General features: G+C 43.2%; 26 protein-coding genes. 13 read left to right on the top strand and 13 right to left on the bottom strand.

Translation table 11 applies throughout. The annotated features are described in order from the left end of the window. Nucleotides 1–24: 24 nt before the first annotated feature. From HZC12_06855 to HZC12_06845, 3 genes are read right to left on the bottom strand one after another with little or no spacing between them, the layout of a single operon-like run. On the bottom strand, nt 25–954 hold the full coding sequence (locus HZC12_06855; GenBank protein MBI5026431.1) for a hypothetical protein: 930 nt from the start codon (nt 952–954) through the stop codon (nt 25–27). Between the two features lie 20 nt (nt 955–974). Then, complete coding sequence (locus tag HZC12_06850; GenBank protein MBI5026430.1) at nt 975–1,412, bottom strand: DUF86 domain-containing protein; 438 nt, start codon at nt 1,410–1,412, stop codon at nt 975–977. After that, nucleotides 1,396–1,821 carry a nucleotidyltransferase domain-containing protein gene (locus HZC12_06845; protein ID MBI5026429.1) on the bottom strand — a complete coding sequence of 142 codons (426 nt, stop codon included), beginning with the start codon at nt 1,819–1,821 and terminating at the stop codon, nt 1,396–1,398. The genes HZC12_06850 and HZC12_06845 overlap by 17 nt, the downstream gene beginning before the upstream one ends. 102 nt (nt 1,822–1,923) lie before the next feature. Between HZC12_06845 and galU the strand changes: the two genes are divergently transcribed. The 6 genes from galU to HZC12_06815 all read left to right on the top strand — a co-directional run bounded on the left by galU (nt 1,924) and on the right by HZC12_06815 (nt 9,256). Continuing rightward, nucleotides 1,924–2,808 (top strand): UTP--glucose-1-phosphate uridylyltransferase GalU, encoded by an 885-nt coding sequence (gene galU, locus HZC12_06840; protein MBI5026428.1) that lies wholly within the window; start codon nt 1,924–1,926, stop codon nt 2,806–2,808. Continuing rightward, nucleotides 2,808–5,204 carry an endopeptidase La gene (lon, locus tag HZC12_06835; GenBank protein ID MBI5026427.1) on the top strand — a complete coding sequence of 799 codons (2,397 nt, stop codon included), beginning with the start codon at nt 2,808–2,810 and terminating at the stop codon, nt 5,202–5,204. The genes galU and lon overlap by 1 nt, the downstream gene beginning before the upstream one ends. Before the next feature lie 14 nt (nt 5,205–5,218). Continuing rightward, nucleotides 5,219–6,235 carry a thiamine-phosphate kinase gene (thiL, locus tag HZC12_06830; protein ID MBI5026426.1) on the top strand — a complete coding sequence of 339 codons (1,017 nt, stop codon included), beginning with the start codon at nt 5,219–5,221 and terminating at the stop codon, nt 6,233–6,235. A gap of 119 nt (nt 6,236–6,354) precedes the next feature. Beyond that, nucleotides 6,355–6,810, top strand: coding sequence for a DUF2062 domain-containing protein (locus HZC12_06825; protein MBI5026425.1), 456 nt, complete (start codon nt 6,355–6,357; stop codon nt 6,808–6,810). Then, nucleotides 6,807–8,186 (top strand): 30S ribosomal protein S12 methylthiotransferase RimO, encoded by a 1,380-nt coding sequence (gene rimO, locus HZC12_06820; protein ID MBI5026424.1) that lies wholly within the window; start codon nt 6,807–6,809, stop codon nt 8,184–8,186. The genes HZC12_06825 and rimO overlap by 4 nt, the downstream gene beginning before the upstream one ends. Before the next feature lie 203 nt (nt 8,187–8,389). Next, nucleotides 8,390–9,256 (top strand): site-2 protease family protein, encoded by an 867-nt coding sequence (locus HZC12_06815; GenBank protein ID MBI5026423.1) that lies wholly within the window; start codon nt 8,390–8,392, stop codon nt 9,254–9,256. A 79-nt stretch (nt 9,257–9,335) separates the two neighbouring features. Here the strand turns inward: HZC12_06815 and HZC12_06810 are convergent, their stop codons facing one another. From HZC12_06810 to trxA, 10 genes are read right to left on the bottom strand one after another with little or no spacing between them, the layout of a single operon-like run. Next, complete coding sequence (locus tag HZC12_06810) at nt 9,336–9,980, bottom strand: ribonuclease HII (GenBank protein MBI5026422.1); 645 nt, start codon at nt 9,978–9,980, stop codon at nt 9,336–9,338. A 12-nt stretch (nt 9,981–9,992) separates the two neighbouring features. After that, the gene (rplS, locus tag HZC12_06805) at nt 9,993–10,343 is read right to left on the bottom strand and encodes a 50S ribosomal protein L19 (GenBank protein MBI5026421.1); all 351 of its coding nucleotides are present in this window, start codon (nt 10,341–10,343) and stop codon (nt 9,993–9,995) included. 4 nt (nt 10,344–10,347) lie between these two features. Then, nucleotides 10,348–11,079, bottom strand: a complete 732-nt coding sequence (gene trmD, locus HZC12_06800; protein MBI5026420.1) for a tRNA (guanosine(37)-N1)-methyltransferase TrmD — start codon at nt 11,077–11,079, stop codon at nt 10,348–10,350. A 1-nt stretch (nt 11,080) separates the two neighbouring features. Next, a complete protein-coding gene (gene rimM, locus HZC12_06795; protein ID MBI5026419.1) occupies nt 11,081–11,587 on the bottom strand; it encodes a 16S rRNA processing protein RimM in 507 nt (168 codons plus the stop codon). Between the two features lie 3 nt (nt 11,588–11,590). Continuing rightward, entirely contained in the window at nt 11,591–11,821 is a 231-nt protein-coding gene (locus tag HZC12_06790) for a KH domain-containing protein (GenBank protein MBI5026418.1), read from the bottom strand. Between the two features lie 28 nt (nt 11,822–11,849). Then, nucleotides 11,850–12,086, bottom strand: coding sequence for a 30S ribosomal protein S16 (gene rpsP / locus HZC12_06785; GenBank protein MBI5026417.1), 237 nt, complete (start codon nt 12,084–12,086; stop codon nt 11,850–11,852). A 39-nt stretch (nt 12,087–12,125) separates the two neighbouring features. Further along, nucleotides 12,126–13,445 carry a signal recognition particle protein gene (ffh, locus tag HZC12_06780; protein ID MBI5026416.1) on the bottom strand — a complete coding sequence of 440 codons (1,320 nt, stop codon included), beginning with the start codon at nt 13,443–13,445 and terminating at the stop codon, nt 12,126–12,128. 28 nt (nt 13,446–13,473) lie between these two features. Continuing rightward, a complete protein-coding gene (locus tag HZC12_06775; protein ID MBI5026415.1) occupies nt 13,474–13,965 on the bottom strand; it encodes a TlpA family protein disulfide reductase in 492 nt (163 codons plus the stop codon). A 7-nt stretch (nt 13,966–13,972) separates the two neighbouring features. Then, nucleotides 13,973–14,896, bottom strand: a complete 924-nt coding sequence (trxB, locus tag HZC12_06770) for a thioredoxin-disulfide reductase (GenBank protein ID MBI5026414.1) — start codon at nt 14,894–14,896, stop codon at nt 13,973–13,975. Beyond that, the gene (gene trxA, locus HZC12_06765) at nt 14,893–15,222 is read right to left on the bottom strand and encodes a thioredoxin (protein ID MBI5026413.1); all 330 of its coding nucleotides are present in this window, start codon (nt 15,220–15,222) and stop codon (nt 14,893–14,895) included. The genes trxB and trxA overlap by 4 nt, the downstream gene beginning before the upstream one ends. Before the next feature lie 293 nt (nt 15,223–15,515). Between trxA and HZC12_06760 the strand changes: the two genes are divergently transcribed. The 7 genes from HZC12_06760 to HZC12_06730 all read left to right on the top strand — a co-directional run bounded on the left by HZC12_06760 (nt 15,516) and on the right by HZC12_06730 (nt 20,244). Next, nucleotides 15,516–15,746 (top strand): DUF167 domain-containing protein, encoded by a 231-nt coding sequence (locus tag HZC12_06760; GenBank protein ID MBI5026412.1) that lies wholly within the window; start codon nt 15,516–15,518, stop codon nt 15,744–15,746. A gap of 41 nt (nt 15,747–15,787) precedes the next feature. Beyond that, the gene (locus HZC12_06755) at nt 15,788–16,336 is read left to right on the top strand and encodes a sigma-70 family RNA polymerase sigma factor (protein ID MBI5026411.1); all 549 of its coding nucleotides are present in this window, start codon (nt 15,788–15,790) and stop codon (nt 16,334–16,336) included. Further along, nucleotides 16,333–16,962, top strand: a complete 630-nt coding sequence (locus HZC12_06750) for a zf-HC2 domain-containing protein (GenBank protein ID MBI5026410.1) — start codon at nt 16,333–16,335, stop codon at nt 16,960–16,962. The genes HZC12_06755 and HZC12_06750 overlap by 4 nt, the downstream gene beginning before the upstream one ends. A 1-nt stretch (nt 16,963) precedes the next feature. Further along, nucleotides 16,964–17,527: a hypothetical protein gene (locus HZC12_06745; protein ID MBI5026409.1), complete on the top strand. Its 564-nt coding sequence runs from the start codon at nt 16,964–16,966 to the stop codon at nt 17,525–17,527. 12 nt (nt 17,528–17,539) lie between these two features. Then, complete coding sequence (locus HZC12_06740; protein MBI5026408.1) at nt 17,540–18,493, top strand: hypothetical protein; 954 nt, start codon at nt 17,540–17,542, stop codon at nt 18,491–18,493. An 86-nt stretch (nt 18,494–18,579) separates the two neighbouring features. Further along, the gene (gene amrS / locus HZC12_06735; GenBank protein MBI5026407.1) at nt 18,580–19,719 is read left to right on the top strand and encodes an AmmeMemoRadiSam system radical SAM enzyme; all 1,140 of its coding nucleotides are present in this window, start codon (nt 18,580–18,582) and stop codon (nt 19,717–19,719) included. 93 nt (nt 19,720–19,812) lie between these two features. Continuing rightward, on the top strand, nt 19,813–20,244 hold the full coding sequence (locus tag HZC12_06730) for a DUF488 domain-containing protein (protein MBI5026406.1): 432 nt from the start codon (nt 19,813–19,815) through the stop codon (nt 20,242–20,244). Nucleotides 20,245–20,283 lie beyond the last annotated feature (39 nt).

Below are 20,283 nucleotides of genomic sequence, written 5' to 3'. Positions count from 1 at the left end.
TTGTAACCATACACCCATGCTACATTATCTGGTGCCACTTTTCTTTTTAACAGGAGAATAAAAATTCTCAGCAGGAGGAGTCCCTCTAAAATTTCTTGAAAGCGAAATATTCTCAATCGAGCTACTTTTCTTTCTCCTATTATAGGATGCCAGAAGGCATACTGTTGTCTCATTCAGTTTCCCATCGTCCATCTCTTTTGTAAGATGATCTATTGCTGCCCGTATGGTATAAGATTCCTTTCTATATGGCCTCTCTGAGATAAGGGCATCATAGATATCACTTGTAGTAACTATCTCGACAATGGGATGCGACTCCTTAATCCCCCTCGGATAGCCTGAACCATCGATCTTTTCATGATGTTCAAATGCAACCTTATTATTCAATGAATCAACAGTCCCCTGATAATATATAAGCAAAAGATAACCAACAGTTGAATGTTCAGATATAAAGTCATTCTCAGCAACAGTCAGAAAATTGGTCTTTTGCATGACGTGGAGGGGCACTCTTATCTTTCCAAAATCGTGTGTAAATGCTGCTTCTGCAGCATTAAATATCTCATTGGCATTTGAATAGATATCCAATGCCATTCTTACTGTTAAGGCTGTGGTAAGGATGACATGCCTATAGGTGTAAAAATCCCTCTCCTTCATTAAATCAAACTCTTCAAAGAGGATGGGCTGAAGGCTTATACCCCCAATGACCTTTAGCACCTCATCCTTTACACCTTCAGGATCAAATATAAATTGGTAGTTTTTGTAATTTAAGAATTCCTTCAGGTCACTAAACATGGTTGTCTCACTAACTAATTTTTTTACCTCCTTTTTGAACCTGCAAGAATCTGCCAGTAAATGGAGATAGCCTTCTGTTAATACATCGCCTGCCTTTGCAACCCGATTACCATGAATATCATGTATATCGTGTTTGATTGTAAGGTATGTACCTGTTTCATTCATTGTGTCACCCTATTTAAAAATCAGGCTTCCGGAGAACTTTTCAGATACGCCAGAACTGCATCTTTAAATCTTTCAAAATCTCCGAGATGCTTTTTCAGGATAACAACTACAATCTCAGCATCCACCTCTTCATACTGATGGATAACAACATTCCTGAACTTGGCCATTTTTTCCATGATGGTAAATAGCTCTGGAACAATAATATTGTTCTCGAACAAGACCTTAAATGTATCAGCATAACTCGTGGGAGATCTCATACCTCTATCAGAGACAATGTGATTAGCAATGTCTGCACAGGTCTCTATCATTATCTGGAGAGTCCTTTCAACAATACGCTGGGTTTTCCAGTCTGCCTTATAGGCCTGGAGTGTTATATTAGAAAACTCTCTTATCTGCTTCTGATATATTTCGAGTTCTGAAATCTTTCTAAGGACAACAGCCTTATCTACCAACTCCATACCTCCTTGCAAAGAAGGCATCCTCTTTTACTTTAAAATCAAAAAATTCCCTCAATGTTATTGATTCATAGGCATGGCGAATTGGTGGCTCCTTATCTACAAGGGTCTGTTTCTTTTGCAAAATCCTTCCTGTAAGGCTGATAGGGGCTGTATTAAGTATTATAAGGTCAAGTTCGCTTGTCCCAAGGGCATCTGTAAGTTTATCGAAAAGCTGAAGTTTGTATTCGACAAGATTGCTCGTGTCTCTTAGATAAACAGCGATATCGATATCAGAAAGAGGTTTGGCGTCACCTTCAGCAAGCCCACCAAAGATGTATACAAAAATAACATTGTCATCTTTAACAAGAATCTTTTTCCCCTCAAGGATTCTTGACAGGATATCTGCTGGCAATCTTTCAAATTTTATCATGTCTAATTATCACTTAAGGCTATGGGGTTGTCAACCTCAGCCTCATATTACACTCCCCCCCTTTCACAATCAAGACATTAATGTTAATATATATAACAAATTATGAGTAAAATTGTTAAAAAAGCAATATTTCCAGCAGCAGGGCTTGGCACGCGTTTTCTGCCTGCCACAAAGGCATCACCAAAAGAGATGCTGCCAATCGTGGACAAGCCAATGATACAGTATGCGGTTGAAGAGGCAGAGAAATGCGGCATAGAGGAATTCATAATAATCACAGGCAAATATAAAAGGGCAATAGAAGACCACTTTGACTCTGCCATGGAACTTGAGGAAGACCTCAGAAAAAAGGGCAAAAAGGCCCTCCTCGATGAAATCCAGAGGCTGAACCACCTGCAGTTTGCATATATAAGGCAACGGGCACCACTCGGCCTGGGCCATGCAATACTCTGCTCAAAACCATTTGTAAAGGATGAGCCTTTTGCCGTTATTCTGAGTGATGACATAATAGACCCTGATTGTGACCTCTTAGGAGATATGTTGAGGCTTTACAGTATTTACCAATCTCCAATACTTGCCCTTGAGGCCGTGCCAGAAGATGAGATCCATCGCTACGGCATTATAAAGGGAAAAGAGATTGAAAAGGATCTATTCAAAATTTCTGACCTCATTGAAAAGCCAAGGCCGTCAGATGCACCTTCGAATATTGCAATCATTGGCCGCTATATCCTTACCCCTGATATATTCAACACTATTGAGGCTACTGATACAGGGAAAGGCGGAGAGATCCAGCTAACAGATGCCCTTAAGGCTCTCCTCAAAAAAAGGGCCATCTACGGCTATCTCTTTAGAGGAAAACGTTATGATGCAGGCGACAAGTTCGGATACCTTCAGGCCACCGTTGAATTAGCATTAAAAAACCACCAGGTTAACAGCCGGTTCAGAGAGTATCTGGTATCTTTAATAACGATGTCCAAAAAGGAGACATAATGGCATTTGAGATAAAAGAAGAGCACGAAATAGAAATCCCGGATAAACTGCCAATTCTGCCTGTCAGGGACATAGTGATATTTCCTTACATGATTCTCCCGTTATTTGTCGGCAGGGAAATGTCCATCAAAGCCATTGAGCATGCCCTTGCCGGCAACCGCATGGTAATGCTCCTGACCCAGAGAGATTTGAATGTAGAAACCCCTACCAAAGATGACCTTTACACCACAGGTACAGTGGGGATGATAATGAGGATGCTCAAGCTTCCTGACGGAAGGATAAAAATCCTTGTGCAGGGACTTGCAAAGGCAAGGGTATTGAAATTTACTCAGACAGAGCCTTTCTATGTAGGTCAGATACAGAAGATTGTTGACCCGAAGATTCCTGAGCTGACCCTTGAGATCGAGGCCCTTATGCGTAATGTAAAAGAACAGCTCGATAAATTAGTATCCCTCGGCAAGGCAATACTGCCAGACATAATGGTTGTCGTAGAAAATGTCGACGAGCCAGGCAGACTCGCTGATTTAGTAGCATCCAACCTCGGCCTTAAGTCTGAACAGGCCCAGGAGATAATTGAAATAACAGACCCTGTAGTGAGGCTTAGCAGAATAAGCGAGATCCTGAACAGGGAAGTAGAGCTGCTCCTTGTGCAACAAAAGATTCAATCCGAGGCCAAAGGTGAGATAGACAAGACCCAGAGGGAGTATTTTCTCAGGGAACAGTTAAAGGCCATACAAAAAGAGCTTGGAGAGATAGATGAAAGGGCAGAAGAAATTCAGGAGATGAAGAAAAAGATACAAGAGGCAAAGATGCCTGAAAAGGTGGAGAAAGAGGCCAATAAACAACTCAAGCGGCTCGAGAAGATGCATCCTGATAGTGCAGAGGCCGGCACAATAAGAACCTATGTAGACTGGCTTATAGAGCTACCATGGGCAAAGAGTACTCAGGACAATCTTGATTTAAAGGCTGCAAAAAAAGTCCTTGATGAGGACCACTATGACCTTGAGCGTGTAAAGGAAAGGATACTCGAATATTTAGGAGTCAGGAAGCTCAAAGAGAAAATGAAGGGCCCGATCCTCTGCTTCATTGGCCCGCCAGGTGTTGGAAAAACTTCTCTTGGAAAATCCATTGCACGGGCACTCGGAAGGGAGTTTGCCAGGATGTCCCTTGGAGGGATGAGGGATGAGGCAGAAATAAGAGGGCACAGGAGGACTTATGTCGGCGCCCTTCCAGGCAGAATAATCCAGGGCATAAAAACAGCAAACACCAACAACCCTGTATTTATGTTAGATGAGGTAGACAAGATTGGCATGGACTTCAGGGGGGACCCTGCCTCAGCACTCCTGGAGGTTTTAGATCCAGAGCAGAATTCTTCTTTTACAGACCATTACCTCGGGGTTCCTTTTGATTTGAGTAATGTAATGTTCATAACGACAGGCAATCTGATTGACCCTATTCCTTCACCCCTGAGGGACAGGATGGAGATAATAACACTCGCAGGCTACACTGCAGAGGAAAAACTCGGTATAGCAAAGAACTACCTTATTCCGAAACAATTGAAGGAACACGGCATTACGGAAAAGAACCTCAAAATAAACGATGAGGCCGTGCTCCAGCTTATCTCCCAGTATACACGAGAGGCAGGGGTAAGAAATTTAGAGCGCGAGATAGCCAACATCTTTAGAAAGGTTGCAAGGAAAATCGCTGAGGGCAAGGACAAGCTCTACAGGATACTCCCCAGGAACCTGGATAAATATCTTGGTGTGCCAAAATTTCTCCCAGAAGAGGAAATGGAAAAGGATGAAGTCGGAGTCGCAACAGGCCTTGCATGGACAGAGGCAGGAGGCGACATAATCTACATAGAAGCTACCACCATGAAAGGTAAAGGCCATCTCACCCTTACAGGCCATTTAGGAGATGTGATGAAAGAGTCAGCCCAGGCAGCCCTGAGTTATATACGCTCAAGGTCAAAAACCCTCGGCATTAATGAAGAGATTTTTTCAAAAAATGATATCCACGTCCATGTGCCTGCCGGGGCAATACCAAAAGACGGGCCATCAGCCGGCATCACCATGGCCACTGCCCTCGCATCTGCCATCATAGGCAGACCTGTAAACAAAAACATTGCAATGACAGGTGAGGTTACTCTGAGGGGAAGGGTACTTCCCATAGGAGGGTTAAAAGAAAAGACTTTAGCTGCAAGGCGAATGGGTATTAAAAAAGTAATAATACCAAAGAGGAACAAGAAAGATCTCGAGGATCTACCTAAATACATAAAAAAGGATATGGAGTTTATCTTTGCAGAGACAATGGACGATGTGCTCGATGTCGCACTTAAAAACGGCAAGTTACGTCGCCACCAATCCTCAAAAGCAAATACGAGAAACAGGAAGTGAGAAATTAGTTTTAAATGAAGCTCTCAGAGCTTGGCGAGTTCGGCCTTATAAGAAGGCTAAAAAAGTCGCTGCAAAAGATTTCCCCTCAGGTGCTTGAAGGCATAGGAGATGATGCAGCAGCCCTCAGGCCTTCAAAGAAAAAGCTCCTCATTACAACTGACATGCTCCTTGAGGGCATCCATTTTGACCTCAGGTTTTACACCCTTTTGCAGCTCGGCTATAAGACCCTCGCAGTAAACATAAGCGATATCAGCGCAATGGGAGGCACTCCAAAGTATTTTCTCCTGGGTCTTGGCATCCCTGGTGGTTACACCTCTCAGGCTATAGATGAACTTTATTCAGGGATTAAGACATTAGCAGAAAAACACAAAATAGAGATAATCGGAGGGGACACATGCGCATCAAAACATGGGTTAATACTGAGCGGAACTCTCCTCGGCGAGACCGATACAGTTATAAAACGCTCAGGAGCGAGGGCAGGAGATAGCATCTTTGTAACCGGCACCCTCGGAGACTCTGCAATGGGGCTTATACTCTTAAAAAGACTGAAAAGACCTGTTAAAATGCAAAATGAAAAATGCAAAATGAAAAATTTAAATTTTAAGATTTACCATTCACAACTTTCCCTTTATAATGTTCTTCCCCTTTTAAAGAGACATCTAATGCCTGAGCCAAGATTCCTGAAAACAACAACAGGCATAACAGCCATGATAGATATAAGCGATGGCCTTCTTATAGACCTCTGCCACATATGTGAGGAGAGCAATGTAGGAGCAAAGATTTATCTCAATAAAATACCCATCTCCAAAGAGCTTTTATCAGCCTCAAAACTGATGAAGATAAATCCGATAGAGCTTGCCCTGAAAGGCGGAGAGGATTACGAGCTTCTTTTCACAGCTCCTGCCGGGTCAAAGGTCAATGGGACTCTGATTGGAGAAATAACTAATAAAGGCAGAGTCATGGTGGATGCATCAGGCAAGGAGACACCATTCAGGCCTGAAGGCTATGAACATTTTAAAAAGTCCAAATGACAAAGTTCAAATTTCAAATATTTGACATTTGGATTTTGAACTTCCTTTGGCATTTGGATTTTGGAATTTGGATTTAATTATTTACCACAACAATTCGTGATGAGCTGATTTTTAAGGCAATGGGATTTAAAGCTAAACTAAGAGAAATTATTCGCATAAAAGACACTCCTCACCGTATTGCGATCTCTTTTGCAATGGGCATCTTTATTGGTATGTCTCCTTTTTTTGGTTTTCACACCATTGGAGCTTTTGCCCTCGCGTGGCTCTTACGTCTTAACAAATTTGCTGCAGTTGTTGGGGTATACATTACAAACCCCCTGACCATCATTCCGATTTATACCTTCAGTCTTTGGTTCGGGGCTAAATTAACCGGTATGGAAGAAATCCTCCCGGATATTGACTGGAATCAGATGACCTTTATATATCTTCTGGATAAACTGAGCCCGTTAATCCTGCCATTTTTTGTAGGGACAACAGTCCTCGGCCTTATATCTGCTGCAGCGAGTTATTATATAATTCATAAGGCAGTGACAAATTATTCAAAGAATCGGCCTACGGAGAACTCCGACAAATGAAAAAAGCTTTTTTAATAAACCTCGGCTGCCCAAAAAATCAGGTAGACGGAGAACACCTCCTATCAGGGCTTCAGCAGAACGACATTTATCTCTCTTCTGAGCCTGAAGATGCCGATGTAATTCTCGTTAATACCTGTTCTTTTATTGAAGATGCAAAAAGAGAATCCATTGAGACAATTTTTGAGGCATCGAAATTCAATAAAAAACTTGTGGTCTTTGGCTGCCTTCCTGAACGTTATATGAAAGAACTAAAGCAGGAACTCTCAGAGGTTAACGCCTTCTTCGGCGTCGGAGAAGAAAGAAAAATTATTGAATATCTAACAGACGGAGCAGACAAAAAATCATTTAACGCCAGAGTAGCAAGACCAAGGCTTGACCATCAGCATTATGCATACTTAAAGATTGCAGAGGGCTGTAATAATGCCTGCACTTACTGTGTCATTCCATCAATCAGGGGGCCTTACAAAAGCATAGCCTCCGAAGAACTTTTAAAAGAAGCACATTCCCTTATAAGCGATGGCGTTAAAGAATTAATCCTCGTTGCCCAGGACACAACAAATTACGGCATAGACCTTCCCGATATTCGGGACAAAAATGCCCTTCCAGAACTTATAAAAAACCTCTGTAGTATCAATGGGCTTCAGTGGCTGAGACTGCTCTATACCTATCCATCACAGATAAGTGATGAGCTAATTAATACAATGGCTCGTGAGGAAAAAGTCTGTAAATATTTAGACATTCCCCTTCAGCACAGTAGTCCAGAGATACTTAAAAAAATGGGAAGAAAAGGAAGCGGGAAAGAATACCTAAAGCTTATTGAAAAGATACGGAAAAGGGTATCTGATATAGTGTTGCGGACATCCCTGATAGTTGGGTTTCCTGGCGAAACAGAAAATGATTTCAAAGAGCTCCTAAAATTCGTAAAAGAGGCTGAATTTGAAAGGCTTGGGGTCTTTGCCTATTCAAAGGAAGAGGGCACAGCAGCCTCAAGAATGAAGAACCATATCCCGGGGAAAATCAAAGAGGAAAGAAGAGAAGAGCTTATGGCCCTTCAGGCCGATATATCTTACAGGAAAAATATTTCAATGATAGGGAAAACTGAAAAGGTCTTAATAGATGAAATCCTCCCCTCCCCCATCCCCCTCCCTTTGAGGGAGGGGGCGAGGGGGAGGGTGAATGGAGATGTCTTCATCGGCAGGTATAAGGGACAGGCACCTGAGATAGATGGGGTAACCCTGATTGAGTTACCAGTAACCGCTGACCAGTTTTCAGTAATGAGCTTGTCGAATTATAATTTAAAAAAAGGAGACATTGTTGATGTTAAAATTAAAGAAGCCCGGACCTATGACCTCATAGGAGAGATCACCCCAAAATAGAGATAGAACCAAGGAAATGTAGTAAAACTAATAAAAAGGATAGGGAAGGCTGGTGAAGAATTTTTATACGACACCTTAAATAAAAAGAACATTATGGAATTGGTAAAAACTTTGAAATTAAAAAGGATAAAACAAGATATAAATAATCTGTCGATTATAAAAATTCTGAGACAGCCTTCCCTATCGACACTTTGGAGAAATAATTGACCGCTAATAAACTAACGCCTCTACATGTCCTATTATTTATTGCCACAATTGCCACAACCCTCCTTGCAGGCGCTGTCCAGAACGAGCCGAATGGACTCGCAGAACCACTAAAGGCACTCCTGTCTGTAATCAAAGAACCACAGAAGATATTATCTGGAATTCCATTCGCTTTATCTCTACTGATTATTTTACTTGCCCATGAGCTTGCCCATTACTTCACATCAAAAAGGCACGCAATACCTGCCACCCTGCCCTATTTTATACCTGCCCCAAATATTATCGGCACCTTTGGAGCTATTATAAAAATGAAGCCTCCTGTCATGGACAGGCGCTCGTTGATTGATATCGGCGCATCAGGCCCACTGTCAGGATTCCTTATTTCAATAATTGCTGTAATTGTGGGCCTGAACTTCTCAGAACCAGCAGGCGAAGAATTAAGCAAAGGAGAATTTGTCCTTGGCCCTTCGTTTATTTTTTATTTCCTGGTCAAATTAATCCTCGGCCCTGGGTCCTTTCCTGTCAGCCTTCATCCAGTTGCCTTTGCAGGCTGGGTTGGCCTCCTTATCACATCCCTGAATCTCTTTCCAATAGGCCAGCTTGACGGCGGTCATATTGCATACGCCCTTTTTGGAGAAAGGCACAGATGGGTCTCTATCAGTATGATACCCCTGCTGTTTCTTCTCGGTCTTATATTCTGGCCGGGCTGGCTGATGTGGGCTCTTTTGATGTTTATTCTCGGCCTCGAACACCCACCTGTCGTCCATCCCGAAATACCACTCGATAGAAAGAGAAGGCTTATCGGCTATCTGGCACTTGCAGTCTTCATCCTCACCTTTGCCCCAATACCATTTGGCGAGATATAGGAAAGTAGGACTAAAAAATGTAATAAAACCTGTACAGGTCTTATATGACCTATTAGACCTATATTTTGAGGAAATAATTTTATTCCTTAAAAGGCAATCCCATATCCATCACCTTTCTGAAGCTCTTTCGATGTATGGGGCATGGGCCATGAAGACGCAGGCACTCAATGTGTTGTCTCGTTGAATATCCTTTGTGCTCCATAAAATTGTAAAGCGGGTATTTCTCATGATAGGCCCTCATCAGGCTATCCCTGACAACCTTTGCAATTATTGATGCGGCTGCAATTGAGGCGCTCACGCTCTCGCCCTTAATGATAGATTTCTGCGGGATGGAGACATCCTGGAGCCTTACAGCATCTATCAAAAGTATATCTGGCTTTCTATTTAACTCTTTTATTGCCATTTCCATAGCAAGCTTTGTGGCCCTGAGGATATTTGTACCGTCTATGATATCTGACTCTACAATGCCGACACCTATATCAAGGCTTCCGCACAGAATATCCCAGAAAAGCCTCTCACGCTCATCCTCTAAAACTTTTTTTGAATCCCTGAGACCATCAATGGCGAGTTTCCCTGGAAGTATTACAGCAGCAGCAACAACAGGCCCGGCAAGCGGGCCTCTTCCTGCCTCATCAAGACCGGCTATAAGGGGATAATTTTTGCGTATTTCTTCATCGTATGAGAATATTGAATTTATGCCTTTTTTTTGGCCCAAGGGTATGATAAATAAAACCGATTACTGCTGATAATATTCTTTCTCTTTTATCCTCGCTGCCTTGCCCTTCTTGCCGCGCAGATAATAAAGTTTTGCCCTCCTTACATCTCCCTGCTTAACAACCTCAATCCTTTCTATCATTGGGGAATGGAGAGGGAAAATCCTCTCAACACCAATACCGTAAGATACCTTCCTTACAGTGAATGTCTCACGGGTATTGCTTCCGCTCCTGGCAATGACAACACCTTCATACGCCTGTAGCCTCTCCTTATCACCTTCGATAACCTTCAGATCTACCCTGACAGTGTCCCCTATCCTGAAAGCAGGGATTTCCTTTTTGAAGCCCTCCTCCAGGGTTTTTATAGCATTCATCTTATTACTCCTCCTCTATCTCTGAAATCAGTTTTTTATCCTCATCTGTAAGTTGAATCTTCTCAAAGAGGTCAGGCCGTATCCGCATTGTCTTTTTCAATGCCTCTCTCCTCCTCCAGAGCCATATCTCTTTATGGTTCCCTGAAACAAGCACCTCTGGCACTTTAAGACCATGAAACTCTCTGGGCCTTGTATAGTGCGGATAATCCAGCAGTCCCCACGAAAAAGATTCTTCCTCTGCCGACCTTTCGTCTCCAAGCGCTCCAGGGATTAACCTGACAGAGGCATCAATTATAACAAGGGCTGCCAGCTCACCGCCAGTAATTACATAGTCGCCTATTGAGACTTCATCATCTACAAGGGCAATCTTTACCCTTTCGTCAATCCCCTCATAGCGGCCGCATATAAAAACAATCCTCCTCTTTTCTTTTGAGAATTCCTCAGCCATCCTCTGGTCAAAAGGCCTTCCCTGCGGACTGAGGAGGACAACCCGTATCGGCTCCCCATTGGACTTAATAAAATCCACTGCCCTGAATACAGGCTCGGGTTTAAGCACCATACCAGCCCCACCCCCGAAGGGGTAGTCATCTACAGTCTTATGCCTGTCCTGGGCAAAATCCCTTATATTATGAATCCTGATATCAAGGATGTCTTTCTGCCTTGCCCTCTTTAAAATGCTCTCTCCGAGATATGCCTCTATAATATCTGGAAAGAGGGTCAGGACATCACACTTCATTTCATTCTAAAAGACCAGCCATAGGGTGAATTATAATCAGCTTTTCTGCCAGATCTATTTTTTTCACCACATCCTTTAAAAAAGGAATGAGATATTCTTTTTCCCCCTTCACTACAAAGACATCATTGCTTCCAGTTGACAATATGTCCTCAACAATGCCGAGGGGCCTGCCCTCATCAGTAACTACCCTCAGACCTTTTATCTGAAAAGTGTAATACTTTCCCTCGGGTAGCAGTGGTAATTCATTCTTAGGAACTGCTAAAAAGTATCCTCTCAGGGCTGCTGCCTTTTCAGGGGAATTGCACCCAGCAAGACTAAGGAGAACCAACCCTTTCTGCTGTCTCAACACAGTTACTCCCCTTAGTTCTCTCTTACCATCTGGCGAAACTATATAAACCCTGTCGAGTTTCTTAAATCTTTCAGGGTTATCAGAAAGGGGAAGGACTTTTATCTCTCCACAGGTCCCCCATTCTTTGAGGACTTTGCCGATTACAACAATGTCCTCCAAATACTATTCTAATATTTCAAGGACGCAGCGCTTGCCAATTTTGGTGCCAGCAGCACCTATAATGGTTCTCATGGCCCTTGCTGTCTTGCCCTGTTTGCCTATTACCTTTCCAAGGTCACTTGAGGAAACCCTCAGCTCATAAACAGAAGTCCTTTCTCCATCCACTTCGTTCACAGAGACTTCCTCTGGCTTATCTACCAGAGCCTTAGCCATCATCTCAATCAGATCTTTCATCTCCACCTCCATAAGAATTCGGGCTATTTTACAGGCCCGCCCTTTTTAAGAGTTTCCTGGCAATAGAAGTCGGTTGTGCGCCACGCTCAAGCCAGATTTTAGCCTTCTCTGTATTAATCTTGACCTCTGAAGGATCTTTCAGAGGGTCATAGGTGCCGAGAATCTCAAGAAAAGGGCCGTCCCTCCTTGCCCTCGAATCAGCTGCAATTACCCTGTAAAAAGGCCTTTTATTTGTTCCAATTCTTGTCAACCTTATCTTGACCAAAAAAATCACCTCCTCTGAACCTCGATCGCGAATCCTTAATTAAATCCTGAATTGTGGGAGTCTGAACCCCTTACCTTCCTTAAACATCTTTAGCATCTTCCTCATTTCAAGATACTGTTTAAGAAGCCTGTTTACATCAGGCACCGACGTGCCGCTTCCAGAGGCAATTCGCCTCCTCCTGCTGCCGTCAATTATAGCATAATTTTCCCTTTCCTGCCTGGTCATAGAGTTTATAATCGCCTCGATTTTAATAAACTCCTTATCATCAACTTTCAGTCCTTTGATATGCTTGCCAATGCCTGGAATCATGCCGAGTATGCTCTCAAGTGAGCCCATTTTCTTCATCTGTTTGATTTGATTCTTGAGGTCATCAAAAGTAAAACTGTCCTCTTTCAGTTTCTTCTGCAGTTTCAGGGCCTCTTCCATATCAATAGCCTCCTGGGCCTTTTCAATAAGGCTGAGGACATCTCCCATGCCGAGGATTCTACTGGCCATCCTGTCAGGATGAAAGGGTTCAAGGAGGTCTAATTTTTCACCAACACCCAGGAACTTTATAGGTTTACCTGTAACTGAGACAATGGAAAGGGCAGCGCCACCCCTCGCATCACCATCCATCTTCGTAAGAATAACACCGTCAATTGAAAGCCTTTCATTAAAGGCATTTGCAATATTCACAGCATCCTGCCCTGTCATTGCATCAGCTACTAAAAGTAATTCCTTTGGCATTACCTTTTCTTTTATCTGATCAAGCTCTTTCATCAGAGGTTCATCTATATGTAATCGTCCGGCTGTATCGAGGATTACCACATCTCTTCCTTCTAACCTGGCCTTTTGAAGGGCATCAGCACAAACCCTTACAGGGTTATCTCCGCTTTTTGAAGCGTAAACCGGGATACCTATCTGTGCACCGAGGGTAACAAGCTGCTCTATAGCCGCAGGCCTTGCAGTATCAGCAGCAACAAGAACTGGCATCCTTCCGTCTTTTTTAAAACCCTTTGCGAGTTTTGCAGCAGTTGTGGTTTTGCCAGAGCCATGAAGGCCAACGAGCATAATAACAGTTGGTGGCTCTGAAGCAAGGTGAATCCTGCTATGGCTACCTCCCATGAGGCTGCATAGCTCGTCATAAACTATTTTTACAACCTGCTGTCCTGGAGTCAGGCTATCCAATACCTCTTTTCCGACAGCCCTCGCCTTTACCTTCTCAATAAAGTCTTTGACAACCCTGAAGTTGACATCTGCCTCAAGCAAGGCCATCCTGACTTCCTTGAGGGCTGAAACAACATCCTCTTCTTTGAGCAGGCCCCGGCCCCTGAGTTTTTTAAATATCCCTTCTAATCTTTCTGAAAGAGCCCCAAACATTTTACTCCATCACTCCATTACTCCATTTCTATAAAAGTTCCTTGATTTTCCCTTCTAATTCTGTTTCCAATGACCGCGAAACGCCGTCAATGCGATCAGCAATTTTTCCATCCCTGTCTAAAATGAACATCGAAGGTATGCCACTTACTCCATAAAGTTTTGCAGTAGCCTTCCCAGCCATAAGCAATGGATAATCTATCTTATATCGGCCTTTGAATGTCTTCACAACAGAGGGTTTATTGTCTAAAGAAAGCCCGAGAATGATAAAGCCATTATCCTTGTGCTTTTTATAAATGTTGTTAAGTGCCGGGACAGAATCTTCACATGGAGGACACCATGTTGCCCAGAAGTCTATGAGAACAACCTTCCCCCTGTATTCAGAAAGGCTTATATCATGCCCATCTATGGACTTCAGCGTAAAATCAGGGGCAATATCTCCAACACCTTTGCCCTTCTCCATAGAACAGCCAGTAAACAGGCCAAGCACAATTAAAATAAAAATAATGCCTTTCTTTCTCATTTCCCCTCTAAAAACTCTCCTCTATATACTTTTCAGCGGCTACTGCAGCGGTCGCTCCATCTCCAACAGCAGTTGCTATCTGCTTTAAGAGTTTAGCCCGCACATCGCCTGCAGCAAAGACTCCGGGGACAGAAGTTGTCATCCTGTCATCGGTAATAATATATCCATCCCTGTCCATGTTTATAAGTCCCTTTAAGAATTCTGTGTTCGGATTATAACCAACATAGATAAAAACGCCCTGGACATAAAGTTTTGTCTTCTGCCCTGTTTTCACATCCTTCAGGCTTATTGAGTCAACTGTATCATCGCCTTCTATTTTCTCCACTACCGAGTTCCAGATAAATTTAATCTTCTGATTTGCCATAGCCCTTTCCTGGATTATCTTTGTAGCCCTGAGTTTATCTCTCCTGTGTACTATATAGACCTCTGAGGCAAACCTGGTCAGGAAAATCGCCTCTTCAACTGCTGCATCGCCGCCGCCTATCACAGCAATCTTCTTACCCTTGAAAAAAGCTCCATCACAGGTGGCACAGTATGAGACCCCCTTTCCGCGGTATTTCTCTTCTCCATCGATATTCAATGGCTTTGGGTTAGCGCCAGTTGCAATAATCAGGGCCTTTGCTTCAAATAAGGTGCCGTCATCTAAAGTCGCCCTTTTTATTTTCCCTTGTAAGGCTATGCCTGATACTGCACCATGAACCGTCTCAAGGCCAAAGTTTTTTGCCTGCTTTTCCATTTTCAGGGAAAGGTCAGACCCTGAAATCCCCCCATCAAAACCGGGATAGTTTTCAACCCAGTCAGTCGTCATGACCTGGCCTCCGGGCATTGCCTTTTCAATTAAGAGACTTTTAAGTTTTGCCCTTGATGTGTAAAGCCCTGCAGTGAGGCCGGCAGGGCCTCCACCAATGATTATTACGTCGAAAAGCATCAGGAGAGCAATGAATCGAGTTTTGTCTTAAGCTGCCCTTTGGGCACAGCTCCAACTATCTGATCCACCTGCTTGCCGTCTTTGAAAAACATAAGGGTTGGTATCCCCATCACTCTATACCGCCCGGCAAGGTCAGGACTCTCATCAGTATTAACTTTTACAAACTTAGCCCTTCCGGCGTATTCCTTTGCCAGTTCCTCAACAACAGGGGCAACCATCCTGCATGGACCGCACCATGTAGCCCAGAAGTCTACCATTATAAGCCCCTTCTGCTGCGTAACCTCCTTATCCCAGGTATCTGCCGTCACATTTGTAATTTCTTCAGCCATTAAAACATCCTCCTCTGGATTGAATTCTTGGAATTTTAGAAATTATATTTACTGAGAGAAGACTTTGTCAATAATATAGATTCTGCATGTAAACCTTTTCTGCTCCCCATGCAACTAATCTTACGGAAGGAGTTGGAAGCCATGAAAATGCAAAGCGAGCGCTACCCCTCCCCAAGGGGTGGGGTTAGCGAGCGAATATGAAAAAGAAATATTCCGTACATTTCGAAGATTCCCCGTCCCGATACTTCGGGACTGCGGGGAGCTTCAAAATATATCCAAGTTCAGGGTAAATTATGAAACTTTCAATCACAGTGAAACCAAGATCATGCCATGAAAAGATAGAGAGAACTGCCAATGGCTATGTAGCTTATGTTAAAGAACAACCTATAGAAAATAAAGCAAACAGGGCATTAATAAAATTACTCTCCGAATATTTTGGTGTTCCAAAATCTCATATTACAATTTTGTCAGGCATGAAGTCAAAACAAAAAATCGTTGAGATAAAAAACATTTCAGATCTTTAAACCTTTTTCTCTTTTACCTGTCTAAATAAGCAGAAAAACAGATGGAAGAAGATATAAATCTTATTGAGAAATATCTCGCTGGAGACGCTGAGGCCATAGAGGAGCTTGTGATGAAATATCAGAGACATATTTATGCCTTTCTTTACAGGATGACAAACGATATGGAAGGGGCAAAGGATTTGACTCAGAAGACATTTCTGAAAGCTATAAAGGGCATCAATGGTTTCAGGAGGGAGGCCTCATTCAAGACCTGGCTATATCAGATAGCTATGAACACAGGCCTCAATCACATCACGCAAAAAAGACATGAAGAGGTAGAGCTTGAAGAGTCAATTATGGACCCTGAACTTGATTCAGGACAGACAGGGGCCCTATCAGCAATTATAGAGAAGGAAAAGAGGAATCGTATCAAAAAAGGCATAGAAGAACTGCCAGAAAGGCAGAGACTTGCAATAGTTCTCAGGGTATATGATGGCCTTAGCTGTAGTGAGACAGCCAGGGTCATGGGATGCTCCGAGGGGGCTGTAAAGGCACATTACCACAATGGAGTGAAGAGATTAAGGGAGGTTTGTAAAGGAGAAGGGTTATGAGATCAAGTCATGACAGGATAAAGGAGATGTTCCCTGAATATCTTAAAGGCGCTCTCCCTGAAGAGGTGAGGGAGGATATCGAAGCCCATTTAAAGTGTTGTGAGGAGTGCAGCGGTGAGTTTTTTCTTATCACCGAGCTTGTCAAAGTTGATGTGCCTGATCCAGGAGACCTTTTCTGGAAGACTCTCCCTCAGAGGGTGAGAAGGGCTGTTGAGAAAGAAGAGGCTAATCTTTACAAGGATTCCCAGAAGGGCAAATCGAAGATTCGTACCGAAAGGCTTTTTGGGGTGCCCCTTTCGATAAAGTCGTTATTATTTAAACCACTGCCAGTTGCGGTAACCATTATAGTTCTGGTTTTCCTGATATTTGCATACTCCAAGAAGAAGGAAATTCCGGAATTAGACCCATTTCTCAAAGACCCCCTTACAGCATCCGTTTTAGATTATAGTGACATAACCGAAAAAGATATCCTCCTGATTACAGAGCGGCTAACAGATGATGGGTTATATCTGGATCAGGAGAATTTCATGGAATATTCCTACTACAGTGAATTTGCTTCTTTGAGCTCAAAGGAGATGGAGAGCCTCTATGAGGTATTGGGAAAACAACAGAATAAAGGAGGTTAATATGGGAAGGCATATCTTTAAGATTTTGTTGTTACTCTTTTTGGTCTTCGGTTTTTCTCTAAATGGTATGGCTGAACCACCGGAGGACATTGAAAAGCCACCGTCTAAGGAACAGATGGAGAAGGTGAGGAGGAGGATCGCGACATTGAAGATGTGGCGGCTGACTCAGGCCATCGACCTCGATGAGAAGACCTCAGCCCAGCTCTTCCCTCTACTCAATAAGTACGACAAAAAGAGGGTTGAGATAAAAAACGCCATGAGAGATGACATGAAACAATTGAGGGAGGCCCTGAAGGAGAAGCGTGAAGGGAATCTGAAGAATATCCTCGATAGGCTTGAGCAGAATCGTAAGGCCCTTCAGGGCATTAACGACGAAGAGAAGGTGGAGCTTAAAAAGATCCTCACGATTGAACAGCAGGCAAGGTTTATAATCTTCCAGCAAAAATTCCATAAGGAGATTAGAAAAATCATTGCAGAGGCAAAGCAGAGAAGGGCTGAAAGATTTAGAGAGGACAGGCCCGAGAGAGCGCTGCCACCAGAGAGGCCGTCGATTCCTGAAAGATAAAGAGGTATTTCTATGAAAAAGATATTAATTCTTTTACTGGCCGTAACCTTCTCATACACAACCTATTCATTCGCTAAAGAGAGGGATAAGATTGAGGAACTCAGGAGAGAGATTACCCTTTTAAACCTCATCAACGGGCTGAACCTCACCGACTCTCAGTCTGAAGAGATCCTGAAATATGTAAAGGAGGCGAAGGCTATCAGGGATTCTACAGAGAGGGAATACGACCTAATGAAGGGACGGCTTAATGCTGCCTTCGCTGAACTCAGAGATAGTCTCTACGATAAAAATACAAGACCAACACAGGAGGTTGAAAGGCAGGCAGCGGAGTTAAACCGCAGGGTGAAAGAAAAGAAAGAAGAAACATTGAGACAATTAAGGGAGATCGAGGGAAAGACAAGGTCTGTCCTCACACCAGGGCAGATAGAGATAGTCCAGAGCTTCAGGCCCTGCCTGATCCCTCCAAAGGACCTTAACAATCCTGTGCGGGCAGGGCAGGCCTTTGATTCGTCTCCTGCAGAAAGGCTTCTTGAGCGAATACGGTCAATACCGGAAAAGAGATATGCAACTGCAAAATACAGAATTGCGGATGAATACATTAAAAGGTTGGAATCACATATAGGTGGAATGGCGGAATCAGAAAAAGATGCAAAGATTGCAGTCCTTTTAGAGACCCTTTATAAGGCCCGAAAGATGTCTGATGAGGAGTTTGCCCTTAATAAAAGAGAGTTGGCTCTGCAGATAAATCCTAAAAAGGAAAGAGCTGAGCTTAAAAAGAGATTTTACTTGGAAAGATCAAGAAAGGGCATTGGGCCTGTTGGAAGATTCTTGCTTGACGAGAAGGCTATTACTATCCTTGAAAAAAGGCTTGAGGCATCAAAAGGTCAGGGTTCGACAGGGAATATGGGCCTTTCAGATATCGATGAAGACAGCAAGGGCAGGACCTGTGCTCTCAGATATAAGTAAAGAAGTTCGGAGTAATCAGTTCGTAGTTAGGAGAAAAAGCAAATACTCCGAACCCATAACCTTATTTAAAAAGGGAGGGTGATAAGATGCTAATCACGGAAAAGACAACGAGGAGGGAATTCCTGGAGGGTGCGGTGAAATTCGGCATCTGTCTTGGAACCGCATCATATGTCTGGGATTTGATAAAACCTGATATATCTATAGCATCTTCGGGTTATAAAGAGGTTCAGTGGTATAGACGTATTGAGGGTGATAAAGTGCAGTGTGATATATGCCCGAAGAACTGTCTACTTGAAGATGGTCAGACCTGTTTCTGCCGGACAAGGACAAACATTAATGGAAGACTTGTAACCAAGGCATGGAACAACCCGAGCGTTATTGAGATAGCAAAAATAGAATCAGCGCCTCTTTACCACTATGCCATCGGAAGCGAATTTCTTGCGATCGGTATATCAGGATGCAACCTGAGATGTTCGTACTGCCAGAACTTCAAAGCATCCCAGTATCGACCTGAAGAGACAAAGAACTATATGCTCAATAGCAGGGAAGCCGTTTCTACCGTTAAAAGAAAAACACTGAAGGGAATACTTTTTACATTTACGGAACCAATAGCATATCTCGAATATCTTATAGCAACTGCTGAAAGGGCAAAATCAAAGGGTTTAAAGATTGCTGTTGCGACATCGGCATATATAAATAAAAAAGCCTTGCAAGAGACTGCAGAAAATGTTGACGCCTTTACAGTTACCCTCAAGGGGTTCAGCAACGACTTCTACCGGAAGGTCTGTGATGCCGATATGACACCTGTGCTCAAGGCGATGGAGACCATAAAAGGCGAGGGCAAATGGCTTGAGGTGGCGAACCTCATTATACCTACAATTAATGATAACCCGGCAGAGATAAGGGATATGTCGGTATGGATAAGGAAGAACCTTGGAGCTGACACACCTCTTCATTTTACAAGGTTTTATCCTGCATATAAGATGAAGAACCTTAAAGAGACACCGATAACATCGCTGGAGGACGCAAGAAATATTGCTCTGGACGAAGGGCTTAGATATGTATATGTGACGAACATACCGGGACATCCTGGCGGAGATACATACTGCCCTAACTGTAGCGGTGCTGTTATAAACAGGAAGGGATTCGATGTGGTGAAAACAAACTTGAAATCAGACAGATGCAATTCCTGCGGAAAGGAGGTGGCAGGGTGGTTCTTTGCATAAGGATTTTCAAGCCCTTCGCTCCTGGCTGATGTCAAGGGTGTTTTTCATAATTACCTCATTTCTCACCTGTTATTATGCTATTATCTCAGTCTGATGGAGGCAAGAAGACTTTACACCCTCGGCACGAGCCGCCGTTCTGAAGAGGATTTCATTGAAATACTTAATTCCTATGGGATAGAGGCTGTCATTGATGTAAGGAGTTTTCCGGTGAGCAAACTCGAATATTTCCGGAAAGAAAATCTTGAGAGTCTCCTCAAAAATAATGGCCTGGAGTATTATCATTTAGGCAAAGAATTGGGAGGATTCAGAAAGGGCGGCTATCAGGCATATACACTCACAGAAGATTTTGCAAAAGGAACAATCCTCTTAGAGACGATTGCCACAACAAAGGTCTCAGCAGTAATATGCGCCGAGCGATTTCCATGGAAGTGTCACAGGCGATATATTGCGAGGGCAATGCATAAAAAGGGATGGGAGATAATACATATCATTGATAAAGGTAAGATATGGGTGCCGAAACCCTGAGCCCTGCGAAGGGTCTCATTGTAAAGACTACATCAAGTC

This window comes from Nitrospirota bacterium, from assembly GCA_016214385.1.
GTDB lineage: Bacteria > Nitrospirota > Thermodesulfovibrionia > UBA6902 > JACROP01 > JACROP01.
The sequence above is the reverse complement of the archived record's forward strand: the minus strand, read 5'-3'. Positions and strand labels throughout refer to the sequence as shown.